The organism is Clostridium sp. AM58-1XD, from assembly GCF_003464085.1.
Classification (GTDB): domain Bacteria; phylum Bacillota; class Clostridia; order Lachnospirales; family Lachnospiraceae; genus Lachnoclostridium_A.
The window spans coordinates 77,816-96,137 of sequence record NZ_QSDR01000012.1; the positions used below are offsets into that span (position 1 = coordinate 77,816).

At 45.7% G+C, this 18,322-nt stretch carries 22 protein-coding genes and 2 pseudogenes; 20 read left to right on the plus strand and 4 right to left on the minus strand.

The window, feature by feature from the left end; genetic code table 11:
* Nucleotides 1-90 precede the first annotated feature (90 nt).
* Both DXA13_RS09170 and DXA13_RS09175 read left to right on the plus strand, forming a co-directional pair.
* Complete coding sequence (locus tag DXA13_RS09170) at nt 91-426, plus strand: hypothetical protein (protein WP_118243667.1); 336 nt, start codon at nt 91-93, stop codon at nt 424-426.
* A 120-nt stretch (nt 427-546) separates the two neighbouring features.
* The gene (locus DXA13_RS09175) at nt 547-996 is read left to right on the plus strand and encodes a hypothetical protein (protein WP_118243669.1); all 450 of its coding nucleotides are present in this window, start codon (nt 547-549) and stop codon (nt 994-996) included.
* A 125-nt stretch (nt 997-1,121) separates the two neighbouring features.
* Here DXA13_RS09175 and DXA13_RS09180 read toward each other — a convergent pair.
* A pseudogene (locus DXA13_RS09180) lies at nt 1,122-2,350 on the minus strand (argininosuccinate synthase).
* Nucleotides 2,351-2,675: 325 nt separating this feature from the next.
* Here DXA13_RS09180 and DXA13_RS09185 point away from each other — a divergent pair.
* The 11 genes and pseudogenes from DXA13_RS09185 to DXA13_RS09230 all read left to right on the plus strand — a co-directional run bounded on the left by DXA13_RS09185 (nt 2,676) and on the right by DXA13_RS09230 (nt 9,556).
* Complete coding sequence (locus DXA13_RS09185; protein WP_118243672.1) at nt 2,676-3,305, plus strand: cyclodeaminase/cyclohydrolase family protein; 630 nt, start codon at nt 2,676-2,678, stop codon at nt 3,303-3,305.
* Between the two features lie 21 nt (nt 3,306-3,326).
* A complete protein-coding gene (locus DXA13_RS22995) occupies nt 3,327-3,800 on the plus strand; it encodes a tetrahydrofolate dehydrogenase/cyclohydrolase catalytic domain-containing protein (protein ID WP_347559791.1) in 474 nt (157 codons plus the stop codon).
* Nucleotides 3,797-4,168, plus strand: a complete 372-nt coding sequence (locus DXA13_RS23000; RefSeq protein WP_347559792.1) for a hypothetical protein — start codon at nt 3,797-3,799, stop codon at nt 4,166-4,168. The genes DXA13_RS22995 and DXA13_RS23000 overlap by 4 nt, the downstream gene beginning before the upstream one ends.
* 133 nt (nt 4,169-4,301) lie before the next feature.
* Nucleotides 4,302-4,730 carry a DMT family transporter gene (locus tag DXA13_RS09195; protein ID WP_118243674.1) on the plus strand — a complete coding sequence of 143 codons (429 nt, stop codon included), beginning with the start codon at nt 4,302-4,304 and terminating at the stop codon, nt 4,728-4,730.
* A gap of 77 nt (nt 4,731-4,807) precedes the next feature.
* The gene (locus DXA13_RS09200; protein WP_118243676.1) at nt 4,808-5,416 is read left to right on the plus strand and encodes a helix-hairpin-helix domain-containing protein; all 609 of its coding nucleotides are present in this window, start codon (nt 4,808-4,810) and stop codon (nt 5,414-5,416) included.
* 18 nt (nt 5,417-5,434) lie between these two features.
* Complete coding sequence (locus DXA13_RS09205) at nt 5,435-6,133, plus strand: response regulator transcription factor (RefSeq protein WP_118243678.1); 699 nt, start codon at nt 5,435-5,437, stop codon at nt 6,131-6,133.
* A gap of 216 nt (nt 6,134-6,349) precedes the next feature.
* Nucleotides 6,350-6,843 (plus strand): annotated as a pseudogene (locus DXA13_RS09210) (GNAT family N-acetyltransferase).
* Complete coding sequence (rlmH, locus tag DXA13_RS09215; protein WP_118243680.1) at nt 6,840-7,319, plus strand: 23S rRNA (pseudouridine(1915)-N(3))-methyltransferase RlmH; 480 nt, start codon at nt 6,840-6,842, stop codon at nt 7,317-7,319. Before DXA13_RS09210 ends, rlmH begins: the two are co-directional and overlap by 4 nt.
* 119 nt (nt 7,320-7,438) lie before the next feature.
* Nucleotides 7,439-7,717, plus strand: coding sequence for a hypothetical protein (locus tag DXA13_RS09220; RefSeq protein ID WP_118243682.1), 279 nt, complete (start codon nt 7,439-7,441; stop codon nt 7,715-7,717).
* Nucleotides 7,718-7,919: 202 nt separating this feature from the next.
* Nucleotides 7,920-9,059, plus strand: coding sequence for an aldo/keto reductase (locus tag DXA13_RS09225; protein ID WP_118243684.1), 1,140 nt, complete (start codon nt 7,920-7,922; stop codon nt 9,057-9,059).
* 26 nt (nt 9,060-9,085) lie between these two features.
* Nucleotides 9,086-9,556, plus strand: coding sequence for a metallophosphoesterase family protein (locus DXA13_RS09230; RefSeq protein WP_118243686.1), 471 nt, complete (start codon nt 9,086-9,088; stop codon nt 9,554-9,556).
* A 58-nt stretch (nt 9,557-9,614) separates the two neighbouring features.
* Here the strand turns inward: DXA13_RS09230 and DXA13_RS23005 are convergent, their stop codons facing one another.
* The 3 genes from DXA13_RS23005 to DXA13_RS23015 are packed head-to-tail and all read right to left on the minus strand — an operon-like array spanning nt 9,615 to nt 11,754.
* Nucleotides 9,615-10,409 (minus strand): EAL domain-containing protein, encoded by a 795-nt coding sequence (locus DXA13_RS23005; protein WP_347559798.1) that lies wholly within the window; start codon nt 10,407-10,409, stop codon nt 9,615-9,617.
* On the minus strand, nt 10,400-11,455 hold the full coding sequence (locus tag DXA13_RS23010) for a PTS transporter subunit EIIC (RefSeq protein ID WP_347559793.1): 1,056 nt from the start codon (nt 11,453-11,455) through the stop codon (nt 10,400-10,402). The genes DXA13_RS23005 and DXA13_RS23010 overlap by 10 nt, the downstream gene beginning before the upstream one ends.
* A 32-nt stretch (nt 11,456-11,487) precedes the next feature.
* The gene (locus DXA13_RS23015) at nt 11,488-11,754 is read right to left on the minus strand and encodes a hypothetical protein (RefSeq protein WP_347559794.1); all 267 of its coding nucleotides are present in this window, start codon (nt 11,752-11,754) and stop codon (nt 11,488-11,490) included.
* Between the two features lie 205 nt (nt 11,755-11,959).
* Between DXA13_RS23015 and DXA13_RS09240 the strand changes: the two genes are divergently transcribed.
* From DXA13_RS09240 to DXA13_RS09270, 7 genes are all read left to right on the plus strand, one after another.
* Nucleotides 11,960-12,865 (plus strand): patatin-like phospholipase family protein, encoded by a 906-nt coding sequence (locus tag DXA13_RS09240; protein WP_118243688.1) that lies wholly within the window; start codon nt 11,960-11,962, stop codon nt 12,863-12,865.
* 161 nt (nt 12,866-13,026) lie between these two features.
* Complete coding sequence (locus DXA13_RS09245; RefSeq protein ID WP_118243690.1) at nt 13,027-14,364, plus strand: alpha/beta hydrolase; 1,338 nt, start codon at nt 13,027-13,029, stop codon at nt 14,362-14,364.
* Between the two features lie 40 nt (nt 14,365-14,404).
* A complete protein-coding gene (locus tag DXA13_RS09250; protein WP_118243692.1) occupies nt 14,405-15,238 on the plus strand; it encodes a helix-turn-helix domain-containing protein in 834 nt (277 codons plus the stop codon).
* Between the two features lie 88 nt (nt 15,239-15,326).
* On the plus strand, nt 15,327-16,265 hold the full coding sequence (locus DXA13_RS09255) for a hypothetical protein (RefSeq protein ID WP_118243694.1): 939 nt from the start codon (nt 15,327-15,329) through the stop codon (nt 16,263-16,265).
* A 131-nt stretch (nt 16,266-16,396) separates the two neighbouring features.
* On the plus strand, nt 16,397-16,831 hold the full coding sequence (locus DXA13_RS09260) for a DUF3592 domain-containing protein (protein WP_118243696.1): 435 nt from the start codon (nt 16,397-16,399) through the stop codon (nt 16,829-16,831).
* 135 nt (nt 16,832-16,966) lie between these two features.
* On the plus strand, nt 16,967-17,578 hold the full coding sequence (locus DXA13_RS09265) for a sce7726 family protein (protein ID WP_243009038.1): 612 nt from the start codon (nt 16,967-16,969) through the stop codon (nt 17,576-17,578).
* 81 nt (nt 17,579-17,659) lie between these two features.
* Entirely contained in the window at nt 17,660-18,319 is a 660-nt protein-coding gene (locus DXA13_RS09270) for a pentapeptide repeat-containing protein (protein WP_243009039.1), read from the plus strand.
* Nucleotides 18,320-18,322 lie beyond the last annotated feature (3 nt).

Genomic DNA, 18,322 nt, shown 5'->3' on the forward strand with positions numbered 1-18,322 from the left:
GTACAGTGTATTTCATGAAAAATGATTGTGAAATGCGGAGAAGCGTAGTAAAATAGAGAACAGATAAAATAGTAAGGGAATGAGGCGAGGATGATGGAAGGTTTGATGGCCGGCGGTATTATTTGTATCATTGCAGGGGCTGCCGGGATGGCCCTGGGATTTCGGATATGGTGGAAGCAGAAGATCAACCTGATCTGCATTTACCGCCACGATAAGGTAAAACAGGAGGACGTGGAAGAATACACGCAGCAGATGGGAAAAGCGTGCGCCCTAGACGGATTAGGGGCATTATCTATGGGAGCGTTCTGGATTCTGTTCTATATTTTAGGGAAAGAGGAACTGATTTATATGGGCCTGCTTACATTCTTCATAGCTGTCGGCTTTTCAGCAGTCATGATGTACCGCGCCCAGAAGCGCTACGCATGAGCCAGTGAGGCGCATGTTGGAGCTCTCTTTTTGGTACTGCCGGAAAATGAGAGCAGAATACCACTGTTTTAGCGGTGGCAGTCCATCTGCATCACTTTAATTCTGAGAATGGAGGCATATATGAAAAAGTTTAACATAAAAAGTTTAGCAGCAGGGATTATCATAGGATCGTTTGGGATAACGACGGCATTCGCGGCAACAGTTTCCGGGAATGACAGTTCATATGATACGAGCGGCAGGATCATTTCTGAGGAGAATGCCGTTATAAATTTGGCCAATCATGCTGGCCAGAAGAACATAGCTGAATCCGGCTCTTTTCAAGCGGAACCTGATCAAACATTAATCTTAAATGTAACCTCGGATATAAAAGGCGGGTCCGTAGATCTGTTTTTATTTGACCCGAATGGGAAGGAACACCGGGTTACGATCGGTTCTGATGATATGACGGAAGAAATCCCTTTGGAAAAAGGTGTCTGGCAGTATAATTGCTCCGGTATGTTTAAAGACGGCGGAAATATTAAGATCATAGGTACGATCAAATCAGTGTCCGACGCCGTGGAAAATAGGTGAGCGGTCGGCAGCGCCGGACAGCACAGTGCATTAACCTGCCGCCAACCGTCACCCCGACAGCAAAAAGAAAGGGACCGTATGATTTGGCCATTGCCTCGTCATACGGTCCCTTTCTTTTTGCCTTACTATTTATTCTGATTTTTTTCTGCTTCAGCCATCTTCATAGCCCGAACTTTTAAAGGAAGTCCGAACAGTGTAATGAATCCGTCTGCGTCGTGGTGGTCGTATAAATCGCCCGTTGTGAAGGAAGCCAGGGACTCGCTGTATAAGGAGTATGGGGAAGTCGTTCCTGCTTTGATGATGTTGCCCTTGTAAAGCTTGAACTTAACTTCACCGGTTACATATTCCTGTGTGGATTCTACGAAAGCCTGGATTGCCTCACGCAGTGGTGTGAACCATTTTCCTTCATATACGATCTGGGCGAATTTATTGCCCATGTCTTTTTTTACTTCCAGAGTCGCACGGTCTAAAACAAGTTCTTCCAGCTGCTGATGAGCTTCCATCAGGATGGTTCCGCCAGGAGTCTCATAGACGCCGCGGGACTTCATGCCTACAACGCGGTTCTCAACGATATCGACGATGCCGATGCCGTTTTCGCCGCCCAGTTTGTTGAGCTCCGTGATGATTTCAGAAACTTTCATCTTCTGGCCGTTGATGCTGGTTGGAACTCCCTTTTCAAAAGTCATGGTCACGGACGTTTCCTTATCAGGAGCTTTCTGCGGTGTAACGCCTAAAACGAGAAGGTGGTCATAATTCGGCTCATTCGCCGGATCTTCCAGCTCCAGACCTTCGTGACTGATATGCCATAAGTTGCGGTCACGGCTGTAGCTGTTGTCAGCAGAGAACGGAAGGTCAATGCCATGCTGCTTGCAGTATTCGATTTCCTCTTCACGTGACTGCATGGTCCAGATGTCGGTCATACGCCATGGAGCGATGATTTTAAGGTCAGGAGCGAGTGCCTTGATACCGAGCTCGAAACGGATCTGATCATTTCCCTTTCCTGTAGCACCGTGCAGATGGCAACAGCGCCTTCTTTTCTTGCAATTTCCACGAGACGTTTTGCAATTGCCGGACGGGCCATGGAAGTGCCAAGGAGATATTTGTTTTCGTATACGGCACCAGCCTGTACGCATGGAACGATATAATTGTCGCAGAAGTCATCGATCACATCTTCTACATATAATTTGGATGCGCCGGAAAGCTTTGCACGCTCATCCAGATTATCCAGTTCATTTCCCTGTCCGCAGTTGATGCAGCAGCAGACAACATCGTAATCAAAATGCTCCTTGAGCCACGGAATAATAGCTGTTGTGTCAAGACCGCCGGAATATGCCAAAATAACTTTCTCTTTCATGATAGATCCTCCTCATATATTGTCATCGTTATATAAATTTACTATTTTTAAGCTTTCATAAATATACAACATCTTTCTGCAAAAATCAAGTATAAAATGAACTATTTTTCCTAAATTTTTGAATAGTATGCAGATAAAGTGAATAATTATAATAAATATGCAGAGCGAAATTGTGAGGCGCCATAAGAAAAATTAAGAAGGAATCCAGAAACGTAGGCAGAAAATTCATAATAATATTCGAAAATGCATGCATATTTTACTAGGAATTTGCAGGTAATAATGTTATGATTATCTGCAAATAAAAGTGAAGGGAAGGGACCACGATATGACGGAGAAGAATACAATAGAAGAATTTTTAAATGTACTGTCTTCAAAGGCGCCTGTACCGGGCGGCGGCGGGGCTTCAGCGATTGGGGGAGCGATTGGCAATGGTCTGGGCCAGATGGTAGCTAATCTTACAATAGGAAAAAAACGGTATGCGGATGTCGAAGAAGAGATCGGGGAGCTTCTGGAACGGATGAAGGAACTTCAGAAGGAATTTGTGGATCTGGCAGATAAAGATGCAGCCGTATTTGCGCCTCTGGCAGCTGCTTACAGTATGCCGGCAGGAAATGAAGCTGAGCAGAAATATAAAGAAGATATTATGGAAATGAATTTGCTGGGGGCCAGCCTCGTACCGATTCAGCTGATGGAGCGCAGCCTGGAAATGCTCCTGATCATGGGTGTTCTGGCCGAAAAGGGGAGCCGTATGGCTGTCAGTGACGTGGGAGTCGGCGTGCAGTTTATCCGGGCGGCCCTTACAGGTGCGGCAATGAACGTATTTATCAATACGAAATCCATGAGAAACAGGGATAAGGCGGATGAGCTGAATAAACGGGCAAAGACAATGATCGAAGTCGGTACGAAAAAGGCAGATGAGATTTACGGTCAGGTGCTGGAAGGGCTCTGCAGTTAAGAGGAAAGGAACGTCGGAAGGATGATCATATTAAGAGGGGCAGATGTCGCTGCAAAGATAAAAGAAGAAATTGATGAAGGCATCAGAAAACTGGATGGCTGCATTCCGAAGCTGGCAATCGTCCGAGTAGGCAGCAGGCCGGATGATGTCTCCTATGAACGTGGAGCGTTAAAGAAAATGGAGAAGCTGGGACTGAGGGCAGAAGCTTACGCATTCCCGGAAGATATCAGCGATGAGGAATTTAAGAAAGAATTCAGCAGAATCAACGGAGACAGCGCGGTGGACGGTATTCTGCTTTTGAGACCGCTTCCACGCCAGATCAGGGAAAAAGACATCGAGAAAATGATTTTACCGGAAAAGGATCTGGACGGGATATCCCCCGAAAATATCGCTAAGGTATTTGCAGGGGACAGGGGCGGTTTTGCTCCATGTACGGCGGAAGCAGTGATCGAAGTCCTGAAAGCAAATGATATTCTGCAGAAGGAAAGAGGATGACAATTGTAGGCAGGAGTATGGTGGTGGGCAAGCCTCTGGCTATGCTGGCTCTGAAGGAGAATGCAACTGTGACCGTATGTCATACGAAGACAAAAGACCTGAAAGAGACGTGCCGCAATGCGGAAATCCTTGTCGCTGCCGCGGGACGTGCAAAGATGCTGGACGGAAGCTATGTAGGAGATCATGCCGTTGTCATCGATGTGGGAATAAATGTGGATGAAAACGGAAAGCTCTGCGGCGACGTGGACTTTGAATCGATCGAGGAAAAGGCGGCCATGGCGACTCCTGTGCCTGGAGGTGTGGGAGCGGTGACCACATCGGTTCTGGCAAACCATCTGGTAAGGGCGGCACTGGCAAAACGCCATTGAAAATCTTAATATAAAACCACAGAAAATGCCCCATGTCTTCCATAACTTTATTTTGGACACCTGTATGTCAGTGTATATTTTACAGAATTGGAAAGATACTAAAGCCAAACGGAATAGTATGGAGGAATATAATATGTGGGGAATTATCATTGCGCTTCTTTCCGGCGCACTTATGAGCATTCAGGGCGTATTTAATACGGAAGTGACAAAGCAGACGAGTGTTTGGGTATCAGCAGGTTGGGTACAGCTGACCGCATTTATTACATGCCTGATAATATGGCTGTTTACGGGACGTGAAAGCGTTACAGGCCTGGTTTCTGTTACACCGAAGTATGTGTTGATCGGAGGCGTGCTGGGAGCTTTTATAACTTATACGGTAATTAAGAGCGTCGGGAGCCTTGGTCCGGCCAAATCCGCCCTTTTAATTGTCGTTGCACAGATTATAATTGCATATGGAATCGAGCTGTTTGGTCTTTTTGGCGTTGATAAGGCTCCTTTTGAATGGAAAAAAGCAATTGGAGCGGCTGTTGCAATTGTGGGAATTATTATTTTTCGATATTGATTTATTAACCTGTTTTATGTAAAATAGGACTATCAGACTGAATATGGTATCCGCCTGAAGTGAAAGGTGGAAGAGCCATGAAAGGAAAATATGGAAAGCTGATTTTTGCAGTGATATGTATGGCATGTGCAGGCATATTTTACAATATGGACAAAAATGAGGCTTTAAGCCAGGTTGTCAGTTATGAGGAAGCGCCGCAGGATGATTTATCAGAAGGCGCTTTTGACAGTTCTGGAAGCGGAGAGCCGGAGACCGAACCGTCTCTCTGCTATGTACATATCTGCGGTGAAGTAGCGGTACCGGGAGTTTACCAGGTGGAGGAGGGAAGCCGTATTTTTCAGGCCCTGGAAGCAGCAGGGGGGCTGACGGATGAAGCGGCGGCAGAGTATCTGAATCTGGCCGGATGCGTGCAGGACGGAATGAAAATCGTTGTGCCTTCTTATGAGGAGGCGGAAAAATCAGGTTTGACGCCGGAAGGAGGAAACCCTTCTGACGGTACGGTTAATCTGAATACGGCTACCAGAGAACAGCTGATGACCCTCAGCGGAATCGGAGAAGCGAGAGCAGAAGATATCATCCGGTTCAGGGAGGAAAACGGACCGTTTCGCACGATCGAGGACATTAAAAAAGTCCCGGGAATCAAGGAGGCGGCCTTTCAAAAGATGAAAGATAAGATTAGTGTATAAGGAGAGCAGGATAGGGCAATGGCTAGAGCATTGGTAGTTGATGATGAAAAATTGATTGTAAAAGGGATTCGTTTCAGCCTGGAACAGGAGGGAATGGAAGTAGATTGTGCCTATGATGGAGAAGAAGCCATCAATATGGCGAGGGAAAAGGAGTATGACATCGTCCTTCTGGACGTAATGCTTCCTGAGCATGACGGTTATGAAGTATGCCAGGCGATTAGAGAGTTTTCTGAGATGCCGATTATCATGCTTACGGCAAAGGGCAATGACATGGATAAAATCCTCGGTCTGGAGTATGGAGCCGACGATTACATTACGAAACCCTTTAATATCCTTGAGGTGAAGGCCAGAATTAAGGCGATTATGAGACGTAACGCCAAAAAAGCGAAGAATATGAGGCAGCAGGAGAACAAAGTGGTGACGGCGGGCGATCTGAAGCTGGATACGGAGGGACGCCGCGTATTCATCGGCGAGAGGGAGATCAACCTGACTGCCAAGGAATTCGACCTGCTGGAGCTTTTAGTGTGCAATCCCAATAAGGTTTACAGCAGGGAAGCGCTCCTCACTTATGTATGGGGCAATAAGGCCATGGATAATGGAGACGTGAGGACTGTGGATGTACACGTAAGACGGCTCAGGGAAAAGATTGAACCGAGCCCGAGTGATCCGAAGTACGTTCACACCAAATGGGGCGTGGGGTATTATTTCAGAGTCTGACGGCAACAGAAGAGAAAGTGTTTTACAGAAAAGTATGATCGGCAGGAAGGACTGGATGCTGCTTAAAACGGCTGTTGCCGCAGAGCAAGGCGTGGTTTTCCTGCCGCTTTTTGTATTGCAGTAATGTTGAAAAATCTGTATATATGGCGTAATGGCCGCAGAGCGGCTTTGTATCCATGAAGTGGATACAGGCAGACCAAAGAAGGAGAGAATGAGATGGACTACAAAATCAGAGAAGTACGGCCAGAAGATCTGGATCATGTAACGGAAGTGGAGAAGATCTGTTTTCCGGCGGCGGAAGCGGCGGGCAGGGAGTCTTTTGAAGAACGGATCAGATCATTTCCGGAGAGCTTCCTGGTAGCCGAAGCAGACGGAACCATCGTTGGTTTTATCAATGGAGCGGTGACGGATGAACGGACAATTTGTGACGAAATGTTTGAAGACACGGGGCTGCACAAAAAGGAAGGCGCATATCAGAGCGTGTTTGGCCTGGATGTGTTGCCGGCATATCAGAAAAAGGGAATTGCAGCAGCTCTCATGAAAAGACTTATGGAAACAGCCAGGGAAAGAGGCAGAAAGGGAATGATTCTGACCTGCAAGGAACGGTTAATTCCTTATTATTCCGGTTTCGGATACAGGATCTTGGGATTTCCAGGTCTGTCCACGGCGGCGCTGTCTGGTACGATATGATTGTGGAGTTTGAACGATGAAAATTACACTTATTACAGTGGGAAAAATAAAAGAGAAATTCTATGAGCAGGCCATAGCGGAGTACGTGAAGAGACTTGGAAAATACTGTAAGCTGGAAATCCTTCAGGTGGCCGATGAAAAGACGCCTGACGGTGCCTCACAGGCAGCAGAACAGAAGATAAAGGATAAGGAAGGCGAGCGGATTCTGGCGCAGGTCAGGGAAGGCGCTTATGTAGTCGCCCTGGCAATTGAGGGGGAGATGCTGGATTCCGTGCAGCTTGCTGAAAAGATCGACAGGCTGGGAATATCCGGGATCAGCCATATTGTATTTGTGATCGGAGGCTCTCTCGGGCTGTCGGAGGCTGTTATGAAGCGGGCGGACTACAAGCTGAGCTTTTCCAAAATGACATTTCCTCATCAGCTTATGAGAGTGATTCTGCTGGAGCAGGTGTACAGGAGCTATCGGATTATCAGCGGGGAGCCGTATCATAAGTAGTGGGAGAGCCATGAGTGTGAGATTTAGGAATGGTGGCCTTGATATAGAGGATTGAATATCTTATAATGTAAGTGAAGTCAGAAGGACATGGTGAGTAATGTATATGTGAGGTGATAGATATGATGTATCCATTTATGACACTGGAAGATGATACGGAAATTGTACATTCTGAGATTCTTGAGGATAATGGCAAGGAGACTGTAAAGGTATATATCAAAAAGCCAGTAGAAGGCGGTTTTTTGTCCGCTGAATGTTATCTGCCTGATTATCAGTGGAAGAATATTGAAGGTTTTATTGATGAAGATATAAAGAAATTCCGGGAGTTCTTAGAATCAACAGCACATATTATAATCCGTCTTGCAAGAGAAGGAGGATTTGATAATGCCGCAAATTTTTAGGATTGGAGCCTATGTTATATATTTCTGGGCAAATGGAAGCGACCCACTGGAGCCAGTTCATGTTCATATGGCTAAGGGAACATCGGAATTTATAGATTTGGTAAATTCCATAACAGACGTATGAAATCATACTTATAAAGGAATCATACCATAGGCAGCTGGAAAGACCATTTTAGGTAATCAGAGGAAAGGCGGGGAACACATGGAATACAGAGAAATAGGAAAAACAGGGAAACACAGCAGCATTATAGGACTTGGATGTGAACATCTGGATGGAAAGCCATTCGACCAGGTGAAAGAAACCATCGATGCGGCTCTCGAAAACGGCATCAATATGATGGACGTATTTATGCCGGGAAACGAGGTACGGGAAAATATAGCCAGGGCTCTTGGCAGCCGCAGGGACAAGGTTATGATACAGGGGCATATCGGCTCTACGGATATCCGGCAGCAGTATGACATATGCCGCGATCTGCCTGTCGTTAAGAAGTATTTCGAAAATCTGCTTCGGATTTTTGGCTACATAGACTTTGGAATGATGTTTTTTATTGATTCGGAAGAGGATTACAAGGGCGTTTTTGAAACGGGATTTGCCGATTATGTCCAGCAGCTGAAACAGAAAGGGGACATAAAACATATTGGATTCAGCTCTCACAATCCCAATATGGCAATGCGTGTGATCAATACAGGGCTGCCGGAAATGATGATGTTCAGTATCAACCTGGCCTTTGACCTTTACCCTGCGGAAACAAACGCTCTGGATGAACTGAACCAGGGATTGGATCGGGAGGCGTTCCGCGGTTTTGACCCTACAAGAGCGGCCTTATACGCCTTGTGTGAGCAGAAGAATATAGGAATCACAGTCATGAAAACGCTGGGGGCGGGAAAACTGATATCAGCAGAACATACGCCTTTTGACAAGCCGCTGACAGTACCTCAGTGCGTCCATTACGCCCTGACACGTCCGGCGGTCGCAAGCGTCATGCTGGGCTGCCAAACACGCGCAGAAGTACTGGATGCCGTAACATATCTGGATACGAGTGATGAGGAACGGGATTATACAGCTGTCATGAATACGATGCGTAATGATTTTGCCGGAAACTGTGTCTACTGCAGCCACTGCCAGCCATGCCCTGCCGGAATAGATATTGCGGCAGTCAATAAATATCTGGATATTGCACGTCTGGACGAGAGCAATGTTTTGCCGTCCGTCAGATCACATTATTCAGGACTGGCCCATGGAGGAAAAGACTGTATCCGATGTGGGAAATGTGAGAAACGCTGTCCATTCAGCGTTCCAATCATAAAGAATATGGCCGACGCCGCAAAAATTTTCGGTTAAATTCGGCAGAATGACAGGAGAATCATATGGGAAGCGGGATTCACAGAATCGGAGTGATTTCGGATACTCATGGACTCATCAGAGATGAGGTGAGAGAGCGGTTGAGTACATGTGAGGTGATACTGCATGGCGGCGATTTGAACAGGAAGGATGTATTAAACGAACTGGAGAAAATCGCCGATGTCCATGCAGTCAGAGGAAATAACGATGGAAAATGGGCAGCTAAGATTCCCGAAAAACTGTGCATGGAATTGTTTGGACTGAAGCTTTTCATGACCCATGATAAGAAGCAGCTCCCTGACGATCTGACGCCCTATGACCTCGTCATATACGGCCATTCCCATAAGTATGAGGAAATAAATGAAAACGGGAAGATCATTCTGAATCCGGGAAGCTGTGGTCCCAGGAGATTTCACCTGCCGGTTACGATGGCGCTGATCGAAGTTTCGGACGAAGAATGGAACGTGGAACGAATAGATCTTGCCTGTGACAAATAAAGAGGCGCTGCAATAAATTAAAAAGTATTGCAGCGCCTCTTTTTTGTCGGTGCCTGTATTATGAGACAGGAATGCTGCTGTTAAGCTTCGTTTCAGGCTCGTTTACAGGCAGCTTTGTAATATAATCTGCAAATTCCTGGGGAGGCAGGGGTCTGCTGTAATAATATCCCTGATAGATATTACAGCCTAAATCCAAAAGAACATCCCTTTGCTCTTTTGTCTCCACAAATTCAGCGATGGTGCGGCAATTCAGCCGATTTGACATCTGAACGATTCCAGATACGATTTCTCTGGTGCTTTCATTCACCAGCAGCTGAGATACTAAATGGCCGTCCAGCTTCACCTCATTGAAAAATCCCTCCTGTAATTGGATAAGAGAATTATGCCCCATACCAAAATCATCCAGGCTGAATTCAATTCCCTGGTTCCGAAGTTGTTCCATCTCTTTTTTCAGATCGTCGGACAGTTCCATGGCGGCCCGCTCCGTAATCTCCAGTACAAAATGTATCCCCTTTAAATGGTATTTCCTTATGATTGCGAGCACATTGACAAAGAAACCGTCATCGATAATCTGCTTCGATGAAATGTTGACGGAAAGGCGGACGTCGCTTCCGATGGATTTCTGCATGTTCTGCGCATCCAGGCAGGCCAGGTCAATCAGATAATAGCCCAGTTCGTTTAGCAAACCGTTTTCATAGGCCAGCTGGATCAAAACAGGAGGAGCTATATATCCGGTCACAGGATGGTTCCAGCGCAGTAGGGCCTCCATACCGTGCAGCTGGCCGCGGCTGGATATCTGTGCCTGATAAAACAGCTGAATCTGGCCGCGCTTGATGGCATTGCTTAAGTCCAGGGAAAGGGTTTTGGCATAGTAATAACATGGATATTTGTTGCTGAGATAAACAGGGGTGGTGCCGTGGCGTTCTCCAGAGGCATATCCCGTTCCATTTGACGTACTGCCTGCTTGAAGTTACTGGTTTCCTGCTGTTCACTGCGCCTGATAAATGGGATATAGATCACAATGCCAATGACCAGATTGACCAGCTGCAGAAGGCTACCTGTAATGGAACCGGTGGCCTGGTATCCGCTGAGCAGAACGGGAACGGTCCATTCGACAGACTGTGTAACGGCAGGAACGAGGCCTGCCTTAATCGCAAGAGCGCTGGTAAATGTCAGTATGACAGGAGTCAGGATAAATGGGATGATCATCGTGAGATTGAATATAATCGGAAAACCAAATACTGCAATTTCACTGATATTAAACAGCGCGGACGGCAGTGCCACATAAGAAATTTTCCGGTTATGGCTCTGTTTTGAGGCTATACAAAGTGCGAGAACAAAACTTAAAGCAGTTCCGCAGCCGCCCAAGAATACAAAGGTGTCCAGAAAGGTTTTTGAAAAAATTTCCGTAGGCATTTGCCCGGCCATAATCAGAGTCTGGTTAATTTCCACATTCTGCTCAAACAGCTGCCTCGATACGGCTTCCAGCGTATTTGTTCCGTGAATTCCCATAAACCACAGGAGATGGGTAATCACTACGTAGAGTAAAATACCCAGGAGGTTTCCACTGATCTTATTGAACAGTCTCAAGAACATGTAGGAACCAAAATTTGTAATATTACTGTTTCCCCATGCCATACGGATCAGATAACCGGCAGCGGCAAACAATATGGTAATGATAATCGTTGGAATCAGGCTTTGAATCGAAATGTTAAACAGATAGTCAGCGCCTGTCGTATGCAGCCTTTCAAAACGCCGCCCGATCTGCAGCGTCTTTTGAAACAGGACACAGGACAGCATTGTGATAATCATAGCCGTAAATACCCATTCCGCATCGAAAATATAGTCGCTTTGATTTTCAATGCCGCCGCAGAAGGCCAGATAGGAACAGACGGCCACAATTGGATACAGCAGAAACTGATCCGTTTCCGTCAGCTGTCCATAAGAAATGCTGATCGTAATTGTGAGTACCAGGCGAGAGAGCCAAGGCTGATCTGATACATAGTGCCAAGAACTGCAGGAAGCGCCCCGTTCAGCCAGGTACCGATAAAATCCTGGTAGCAGGCAAGAGGAAAATTCGTAATCAGCAGAGAAAAAGATCCCATGATCAGAAATGGGATGGCCAGTGTCAGGCCGTGCCGCACGGATTGAGCATAGATAGAATTTTGCAGGCGTGACATTATTTGACGCAGACTCATAATAACTCCTTAATATGGAAAATAACGGAAAAAATAATTTGTGGTTTCATTCTATGTTCTCATTATATATGAAATATGATAATAAGTCATGCTATTTGTTGAATTGTGCAAATATTTATATCTGGTTCTGTTTTTGAAGGCACCCTTCGTTTTCGTGTTCATATAGTATACGAAGATGCGAACATTGTGGAATGCGGGAGTGAACATGAAATATGGATTGGCGCTTGCCGGCGGCGGTACAAGAGGAGCGGCTCACGCAGGGGTCCTGCTTGCTCTGGAAGAAGAAAAAATGCTTCCTGATTTTATCGCAGGGACCAGTGCAGGCAGTATTGCGGCAGGGTGTTTTGCCTCGGGAATGAGAGCGGAGGCCTTGTGCGATTTTGTACATCATATGGCAGTCCATGGAAAAGAATATCTGGATCCTGACATTAAGGAACTTGTACGTCTGATTCCCCAGACCATTCGAGGAGATAAAACCGGACTGTCCGGTTTATTGAAAGGGGAACGCCTGAAACACTATTTTTGTAAAATTACAAGGAATCAACGTCTGGAAGACATTAAAATGGATCTTCTTATTCCTGCTGTCGATCTGATCAGCGGGGATACGATCTGCTTTACCAACCGGATTGGGAGGGCAGAAACAGAAGGAAAGGAAAAACGCTCAAAGCCTGCGCATATGGTAAAAAATCAGCGGATCCGGTGGGTGGCAGAAGGCAGACTCTGTGATATTATGATGGCCAGCAGCAGCGTACCAGGCGTCTTCCGGCCTGTGCATCTGAATCACTGCTGTCTGGTAGACGGAGGAGTGGTAGACAATCTTCCTGTTGATCTGATGAAGGCGGTCGGCGCCAGAAAGGTGGTGGCAGTGGATATTGGCTCAGACTATGAAATGCCGGAAGACGATACGATTTTCGAAATCCTTTCGCATTCCTTTTCACTCATGAGCAGCAGCCTGAAAGACTGCAGAACGCGGGGAGAAGATGTATTGTTAAAACCGGAACTCACAAAAAAAGCCGGTCTTCTTACATTTGATAAAATGGAGGAATGTATGGAAGAGGCATACCATTATACAAAAAAGAATATAGGACTGGTACAAAGAGCGGTTTTATGACACGTGCGGTGGCGGTTCCTTTTTTTGACCGCTGTAATCGTGTGCATAATGAAAGATCTGATTCTGACAATCAGCCGTCTGATCTGGCATAGCGGTTTCATCTGTGATATAATTTAGAAAAATGAAACTTACAGATTAATAAACAGGAATGGAGCGTATCGATGAATCAGATAAAGAAATATGCTGTGCGGATGATTTTTTCTATTATAATTTTTCTTACGGCAAACATTCCGATATTGACAGTCAGCTACATACAGCCGTGGTGGTCTCTTCCCTTAATCATTGGATTTTTGCTGATTAATATCATTCCATCTGCATACAGCAGAAGGCTGCCTCAGAAAAGGCTGAGAATCTGTGCGGAAGGCTGTGAACTATTAATTCTGTTTCTGATTTCAGCAGCGGCATCGGTAGTATTTTTGCTTATGATGATACCGGTACTGTTCCCCTCAGATAAAATGACCTGGTTTATCGGCCTTATGACTGTTATTCTGGCAGAAGCAGCTGTATTCTGGAACGGGATCATACGGGTTTACTGCACGTCGGCCCAGATCGGAGTAAAATGGAGGGCGATCGGAATTATCTGTGGATGGATTCCGATTGCAAACCTTCTGGCGCTGTCGAAAATAATACGGCTGGCGTGGAATGAGACGGAGTTTGAAGCCTATAGAATCCGCCTGAATGAATCCAGAAGAGAAGAGGAAATCTGTAATACAAAATATCCGATTCTCATGGTCCACGGCGTATTTTTCAGAGATTTTAAATACTTTAACTACTGGGGACGTATTCCGAAAGAACTGGAACAGAACGGAGCCAGAATTTATTACGGAAATCATCAGTCCGCGTCGTCCGTAAAGGACAGTGCAAGAGAACTGTCAGAACGGATCAGGCAGATTGTGAGAGAAGAGGGCGTTGAAAAAGTGAATGTGATTGCACACTCCAAAGGGGGGCTGGACTGCAGATATGCCATCCGTATGCTCGGAATGGATTCCTATGTCGCAACTCTTACTACAGTGAATACCCCTCACAGAGGCTGTGTATTTGCAGACTATCTGCTGACGAAGGTGCCCCAGGCTCTCAAAGAAAAAGTGGCTGAAGGATACAATGCCACATTGAGAAAGATGGGCGACGAAAATCCGGATTTTATTGCAGCGGTGAGCGATTTGAGGGCGTCTGTATGCAGGGAGTTCAACGAATATGTTCTGGATTGTCCGGACGTTTATTATCAGAGTGTGGGATCTAAGCTGAACGTAGCATCCAGCGGTCGTTTTCCACTTAACTTCTCCTATCAGCTCGTAAAGTATTTCGACGGTGCCAATGACGGGCTTGTGGCTGAAAATTCCTTTCCGTGGGGAGAGAATTTTACATTTTTGACCACGAAAGGCCGGAGGGGCATTTCGCATGGGGACATGATCGATCTGAACCGGGAAAACATCAGCGATTTTGATGTAAGGGAATTTTATATCGGTCTTGTAAGCGGGCTGAAAAAGATGGGGTACTGAGGGGAAAAACGAAAAAACTTGTAAAGGACAGGCTGAGGTTATGATTTCTTTTCACAAAATATACCGGCCGCTGACATCGCGGCCGTTCCTGCGCAGCTCTGCGTACACGGAATATGCTCCATGTGAAGCATTGAAACCATATATAGTCTGTTTCTGGGGGATGGAACGGACAAAAGAAGGAACGGCAGACCAGGAGGTGCTGGTAATTCCGGATACCAGCGTAGATGTTATTATTGAGATCAATCATACGAAACAGAGTATTTCAAGCCGTATATGCGGAATCCAGGACCATTCCTTTCTCGTAGGCAGGAGAAGCGGCAATGATGTGGTATCCAGCTTTGCAGTCCGGTTCCATTTCTGGGCAGTCCGGTTATTTATCAATATGAATATGAAAGAAATCTATAATCAGATGATGGATTTTTCCATGATTGAGACGGGCTGGTCCTCCTGTATGGAAACATTCGCCGGCCTGGAGTCCATAAGAGAGAAAATTGTATGGATGGAAAATTATCTGCTTGGTCACTTGGACAGCAGCCGGTACAATTCCAACCTGTACAATTCCGTACAGCAGATACTGGCTTCATCCGGCCGGACGTCCGTCAAGGAGATTTGTGAATACAGCTGTATCAGCCAGAGGCAGATGGAACGGATTTTTCAGCAGGAGACAGGCGCTTCCATAAAACGCATGGCAAATATGGTACGATATCAGAATGTGTGGAAAGATATTGTTGAGCAGAAATCATTTGCAGTGCAGGATGCGGTTTACCGCTACGGATATTCCGACCAGTCCCATCTGCTGAACGAATTTAAACGTTTTCATGGCGTATCTCCTGACCAGGCCAGAAAGATTGCGGCAGCCAGCATCGGTAAATGAAGCTGGATGTCGTTTTTTTCCAATACAGACGGCCGTTTTTTCCTGTACAATATTTATGGAGAAAATTTTTAAAATACAGGAGGACAAGATGAAACGACTGGGCACAAAAGCATATGATGAAATCAGAGCATGGATCTACCGCAACGCCAGACCGCTGGAACTGGCGCTGTGGCAGTTTTATTTTGAAGAAGGAAGTGCAGAAAAGGCTGCGGAAATATTAAAATTTTATCAGAATGAGGACGGGGGATTCGGCAATGGAATCGAACCGGACTGCTGGAATCCGGAGTCAACTCCGTATGCGACGATGAATGCCGCAGGCATTCTGAGAGAAATCGGTATGTCGGGAACCGGTTGTCAGATGGAACAGGAAATATTCCGTTATCTGGAAAGCGATGCGCACTGTACGGAAGACGGGTGGCTTTTTGCGGTACCGTCCAACGACGGATATCCACGGGCGCCGTGGTGGAGTTATGACGAAAAGGTAAATGAAGTCCAGAGCATGGGAGTAACGGCAGGACTGTGCGCGTATATTTTGAGATATGGAAGCAGGAATTCAAAGGTATTTAACAAAGCATGCCGCTATGCAGAAAAGGTACTGGACCGCGCAAAGCGTACGGAAGATTTTGGAGAAATGGGCGTGGGAGGCTTAAATATGCTGATTCATGTAATTGAAGAAAGCGGATTGTCGGATCGTTTCGACTGCCAAGGCCTGAAAGCCAGAACGCTGGAGCTGGCAAACTGTGCAATTGAGCGTGATCAGGAAAAATGGGCCTTTTACACGGTAAGGCCTTCCGAGGTCATCCCTTCTTTAGACAGCCCTTTATACCATGGCAATGAGGAAATAGTGGAAAAAGAACTGGATTATCTGATCGATACGAGAAATCCAGGCGGCGTATGGAATATTACCTGGACCTGGTTCCAGATGTGCGAACCATATGCGAAAGAATTTGCCGTCAGTGAAAACTGGTGGAAGGCCGAGAAAGCCATTGAAAAAATGCGCTTTTTAAGGAATTTTGACAGACTGTAAGAAACTGTAACGTTCGTCAGAAGGATTTTTCCATGAAAGATAAGGCTTTCGGCAGGACAAATGACAATTTATGTGGTATCCTTTAGTCATTGGATTGTGGGAGTGTGATGAGGCGCAGGAGGGCTGAAGGTATGACGCTGATTATTATTATAATCTGTATCGTAATGATCGTTGTCTTTGCTTTGAGAGTGCGGGAGGCCGCCAATCTTACAGAAGAGATTGAAAAAGCACGGAAAGAATATCATGGAACGGCAGAGGCGAAGGTATTGGAAGTTGAGACGAGGCGCCTTATGCGAACGGTTTATTATTATCCTTTATTCCTGTATGAAGCAGAAGACAGGCCATATGGAGAGAGCAGTACGATCTTCAGCATAAGAAAAGATGATTTTAAACAGGGGAGCAAAATAGAGGTGCGGTATGATGAAAACAGACCGTCGTCGTTTATGATCATTCCGGATGAAGGATTGTATCAGATGGCAAAAGATGAAAAAAGCAGCAATTATATAGCCATTATTATGGCCGTTGTGATCATGCTGCTATCCATTTTTCAGGCCGTATCCGTCTGAAACTTACGATAGGAGACAGAGCGTCAGAAAAAACAGGATGAGGGAAGACTCAAAAGCTTATATGGCTTTAGGTCTTCCTTTTTTAATGGAGAGCAGATATAATAGGTCTATTAGACGCTAAGGAACGATAATGATATGGATACTATGACGGAGACCGCTGGAACAGGCGGAGAGAAAAGAGCTGTTTTATACGATAAAGATATCAGAGAGCCGTTATTTGATTATCTGGAAGAACGGTTTGGAAAAACCAGAATTTTTGAAGAGAAAATGATAGGCAGATCCAGGGCGGATATCCTGATGCTGACAGAGAGCCAGTTTGTAGGGCTGGAAATCAAAAGCGATGCCGATACTTATGAACGGCTGAAAAGGCAGGTCCGTGATTATGACAAGTATTGCGACGTAAATTACGTAACGGTGGGGAAATCCCATGAAAAACATGTGGAAAAGCATGTTCCGGACTACTGGGGAATCCTGCTGGTGTCCTTAAGGGACGGCAGGATTGTAATTGAAGAAAAAAGAGAAGCGAAACGGAATCCGAAAGTTAAAAAGGAGCGGCAGATTACCTTTATATGGAGGCCGGAACTGCAGCATCTTCTGGAAATCAACCACCTGCCGAAGTATAAACAGAAAAGCAAGAAATTTGTTCAGCAGAAGCTGATGGAAAAGATGGATTGGGAGACGTTAAAGCTCCAGATGTGCGAGGAACTGTTTGAGAGGGATTATACGATCGCTTTCTCTCAGCTATAATGTCTCCGTCAAAACGGAGTGCTCGGATTTCTGCAGCAGACGCGGAAACAAAATCGATAGAAATAGCAGGAGGAAAGGGCTGTGAAAGAGAAGGGAATTACGGCGCCGTGGATGCCGGAAGTATTTTATAATACGGAAGGCGATTGTGAATTTTTGAAAGACTGTGCGGAAGAGGAGATTCTTATACATGAAATCATAATAAAGGACGTTACAGCTGTGGATCTGAATTTTTCCAGGATGTGTTCGTCTAAGGTCAGATTTGAGAACTGTACATTTTTAAACTGCATGTTTGATAAAGGCGAGTTTACGGATGTAATTTTCAAATCCTGCAATATTTCAAACTGCAGTTTTAACGACAGCTATTTTAACCGTTGTCAGATGATTTCCTCTAAAGGAATGGGCGCTAAATATACAGGAAGCAGCATACAGAATATGATATTCCGGGACTGCAATCTGGAATATGCGAATTTTGACTCGTCAAAGCTGGAAAAAGTTGGGTTTCAGGATGTGGAACTGAGTCATGGGAACGTCAGCCAGTGCAGAGTGAAAGAGGTGGAATGGGACAGAACCCGCCTTCATGGAACAAGCTTCTTTAAAACATCTCTCAGAAAAATGGATTTTACCACATGTACAATTTCAGAACTCGTGTTGTCGGACGAATGCTCCGAACTGAAGGGCGCTGTAGTTGACTTTTACCAGGCGGCGGAGCTGGCAAAACGTCTGGGACTGATTATAAAGTAGGGG

Coding starts and splice junctions, on each gene's coding strand:
- DXA13_RS09170 (WP_118243667.1), top strand. CDS start 91: ATGATGGAAGGTTTGATGGCCGGCGGTATTATTTGTATCATTGCAGGG.
- DXA13_RS09175 (WP_118243669.1), top strand. CDS start 547: ATGAAAAAGTTTAACATAAAAAGTTTAGCAGCAGGGATTATCATAGGA.
- DXA13_RS09185 (WP_118243672.1), top strand. CDS start 2,676: ATGACGGAGAAGAATACAATAGAAGAATTTTTAAATGTACTGTCTTCA.
- DXA13_RS22995 (WP_347559791.1), top strand. CDS start 3,327: ATGATCATATTAAGAGGGGCAGATGTCGCTGCAAAGATAAAAGAAGAA.
- DXA13_RS23000 (WP_347559792.1), top strand. CDS start 3,797: ATGACAATTGTAGGCAGGAGTATGGTGGTGGGCAAGCCTCTGGCTATG.
- DXA13_RS09195 (WP_118243674.1), top strand. CDS start 4,302: ATGTGGGGAATTATCATTGCGCTTCTTTCCGGCGCACTTATGAGCATT.
- DXA13_RS09200 (WP_118243676.1), top strand. CDS start 4,808: ATGAAAGGAAAATATGGAAAGCTGATTTTTGCAGTGATATGTATGGCA.
- DXA13_RS09205 (WP_118243678.1), top strand. CDS start 5,435: ATGGCTAGAGCATTGGTAGTTGATGATGAAAAATTGATTGTAAAAGGG.
- rlmH (WP_118243680.1), top strand. CDS start 6,840: ATGAAAATTACACTTATTACAGTGGGAAAAATAAAAGAGAAATTCTAT.
- DXA13_RS09220 (WP_118243682.1), top strand. CDS start 7,439: ATGATGTATCCATTTATGACACTGGAAGATGATACGGAAATTGTACAT.
- DXA13_RS09225 (WP_118243684.1), top strand. CDS start 7,920: ATGGAATACAGAGAAATAGGAAAAACAGGGAAACACAGCAGCATTATA.
- DXA13_RS09230 (WP_118243686.1), top strand. CDS start 9,086: ATGGGAAGCGGGATTCACAGAATCGGAGTGATTTCGGATACTCATGGA.
- DXA13_RS23015 (WP_347559794.1), bottom strand. CDS start 11,754: ATGAGTCTGCGTCAAATAATGTCACGCCTGCAAAATTCTATCTATGCT.
- DXA13_RS09240 (WP_118243688.1), top strand. CDS start 11,960: ATGAAATATGGATTGGCGCTTGCCGGCGGCGGTACAAGAGGAGCGGCT.
- DXA13_RS09245 (WP_118243690.1), top strand. CDS start 13,027: ATGAATCAGATAAAGAAATATGCTGTGCGGATGATTTTTTCTATTATA.
- DXA13_RS09250 (WP_118243692.1), top strand. CDS start 14,405: ATGATTTCTTTTCACAAAATATACCGGCCGCTGACATCGCGGCCGTTC.
- DXA13_RS09255 (WP_118243694.1), top strand. CDS start 15,327: ATGAAACGACTGGGCACAAAAGCATATGATGAAATCAGAGCATGGATC.
- DXA13_RS09260 (WP_118243696.1), top strand. CDS start 16,397: ATGACGCTGATTATTATTATAATCTGTATCGTAATGATCGTTGTCTTT.
- DXA13_RS09265 (WP_243009038.1), top strand. CDS start 16,967: ATGGATACTATGACGGAGACCGCTGGAACAGGCGGAGAGAAAAGAGCT.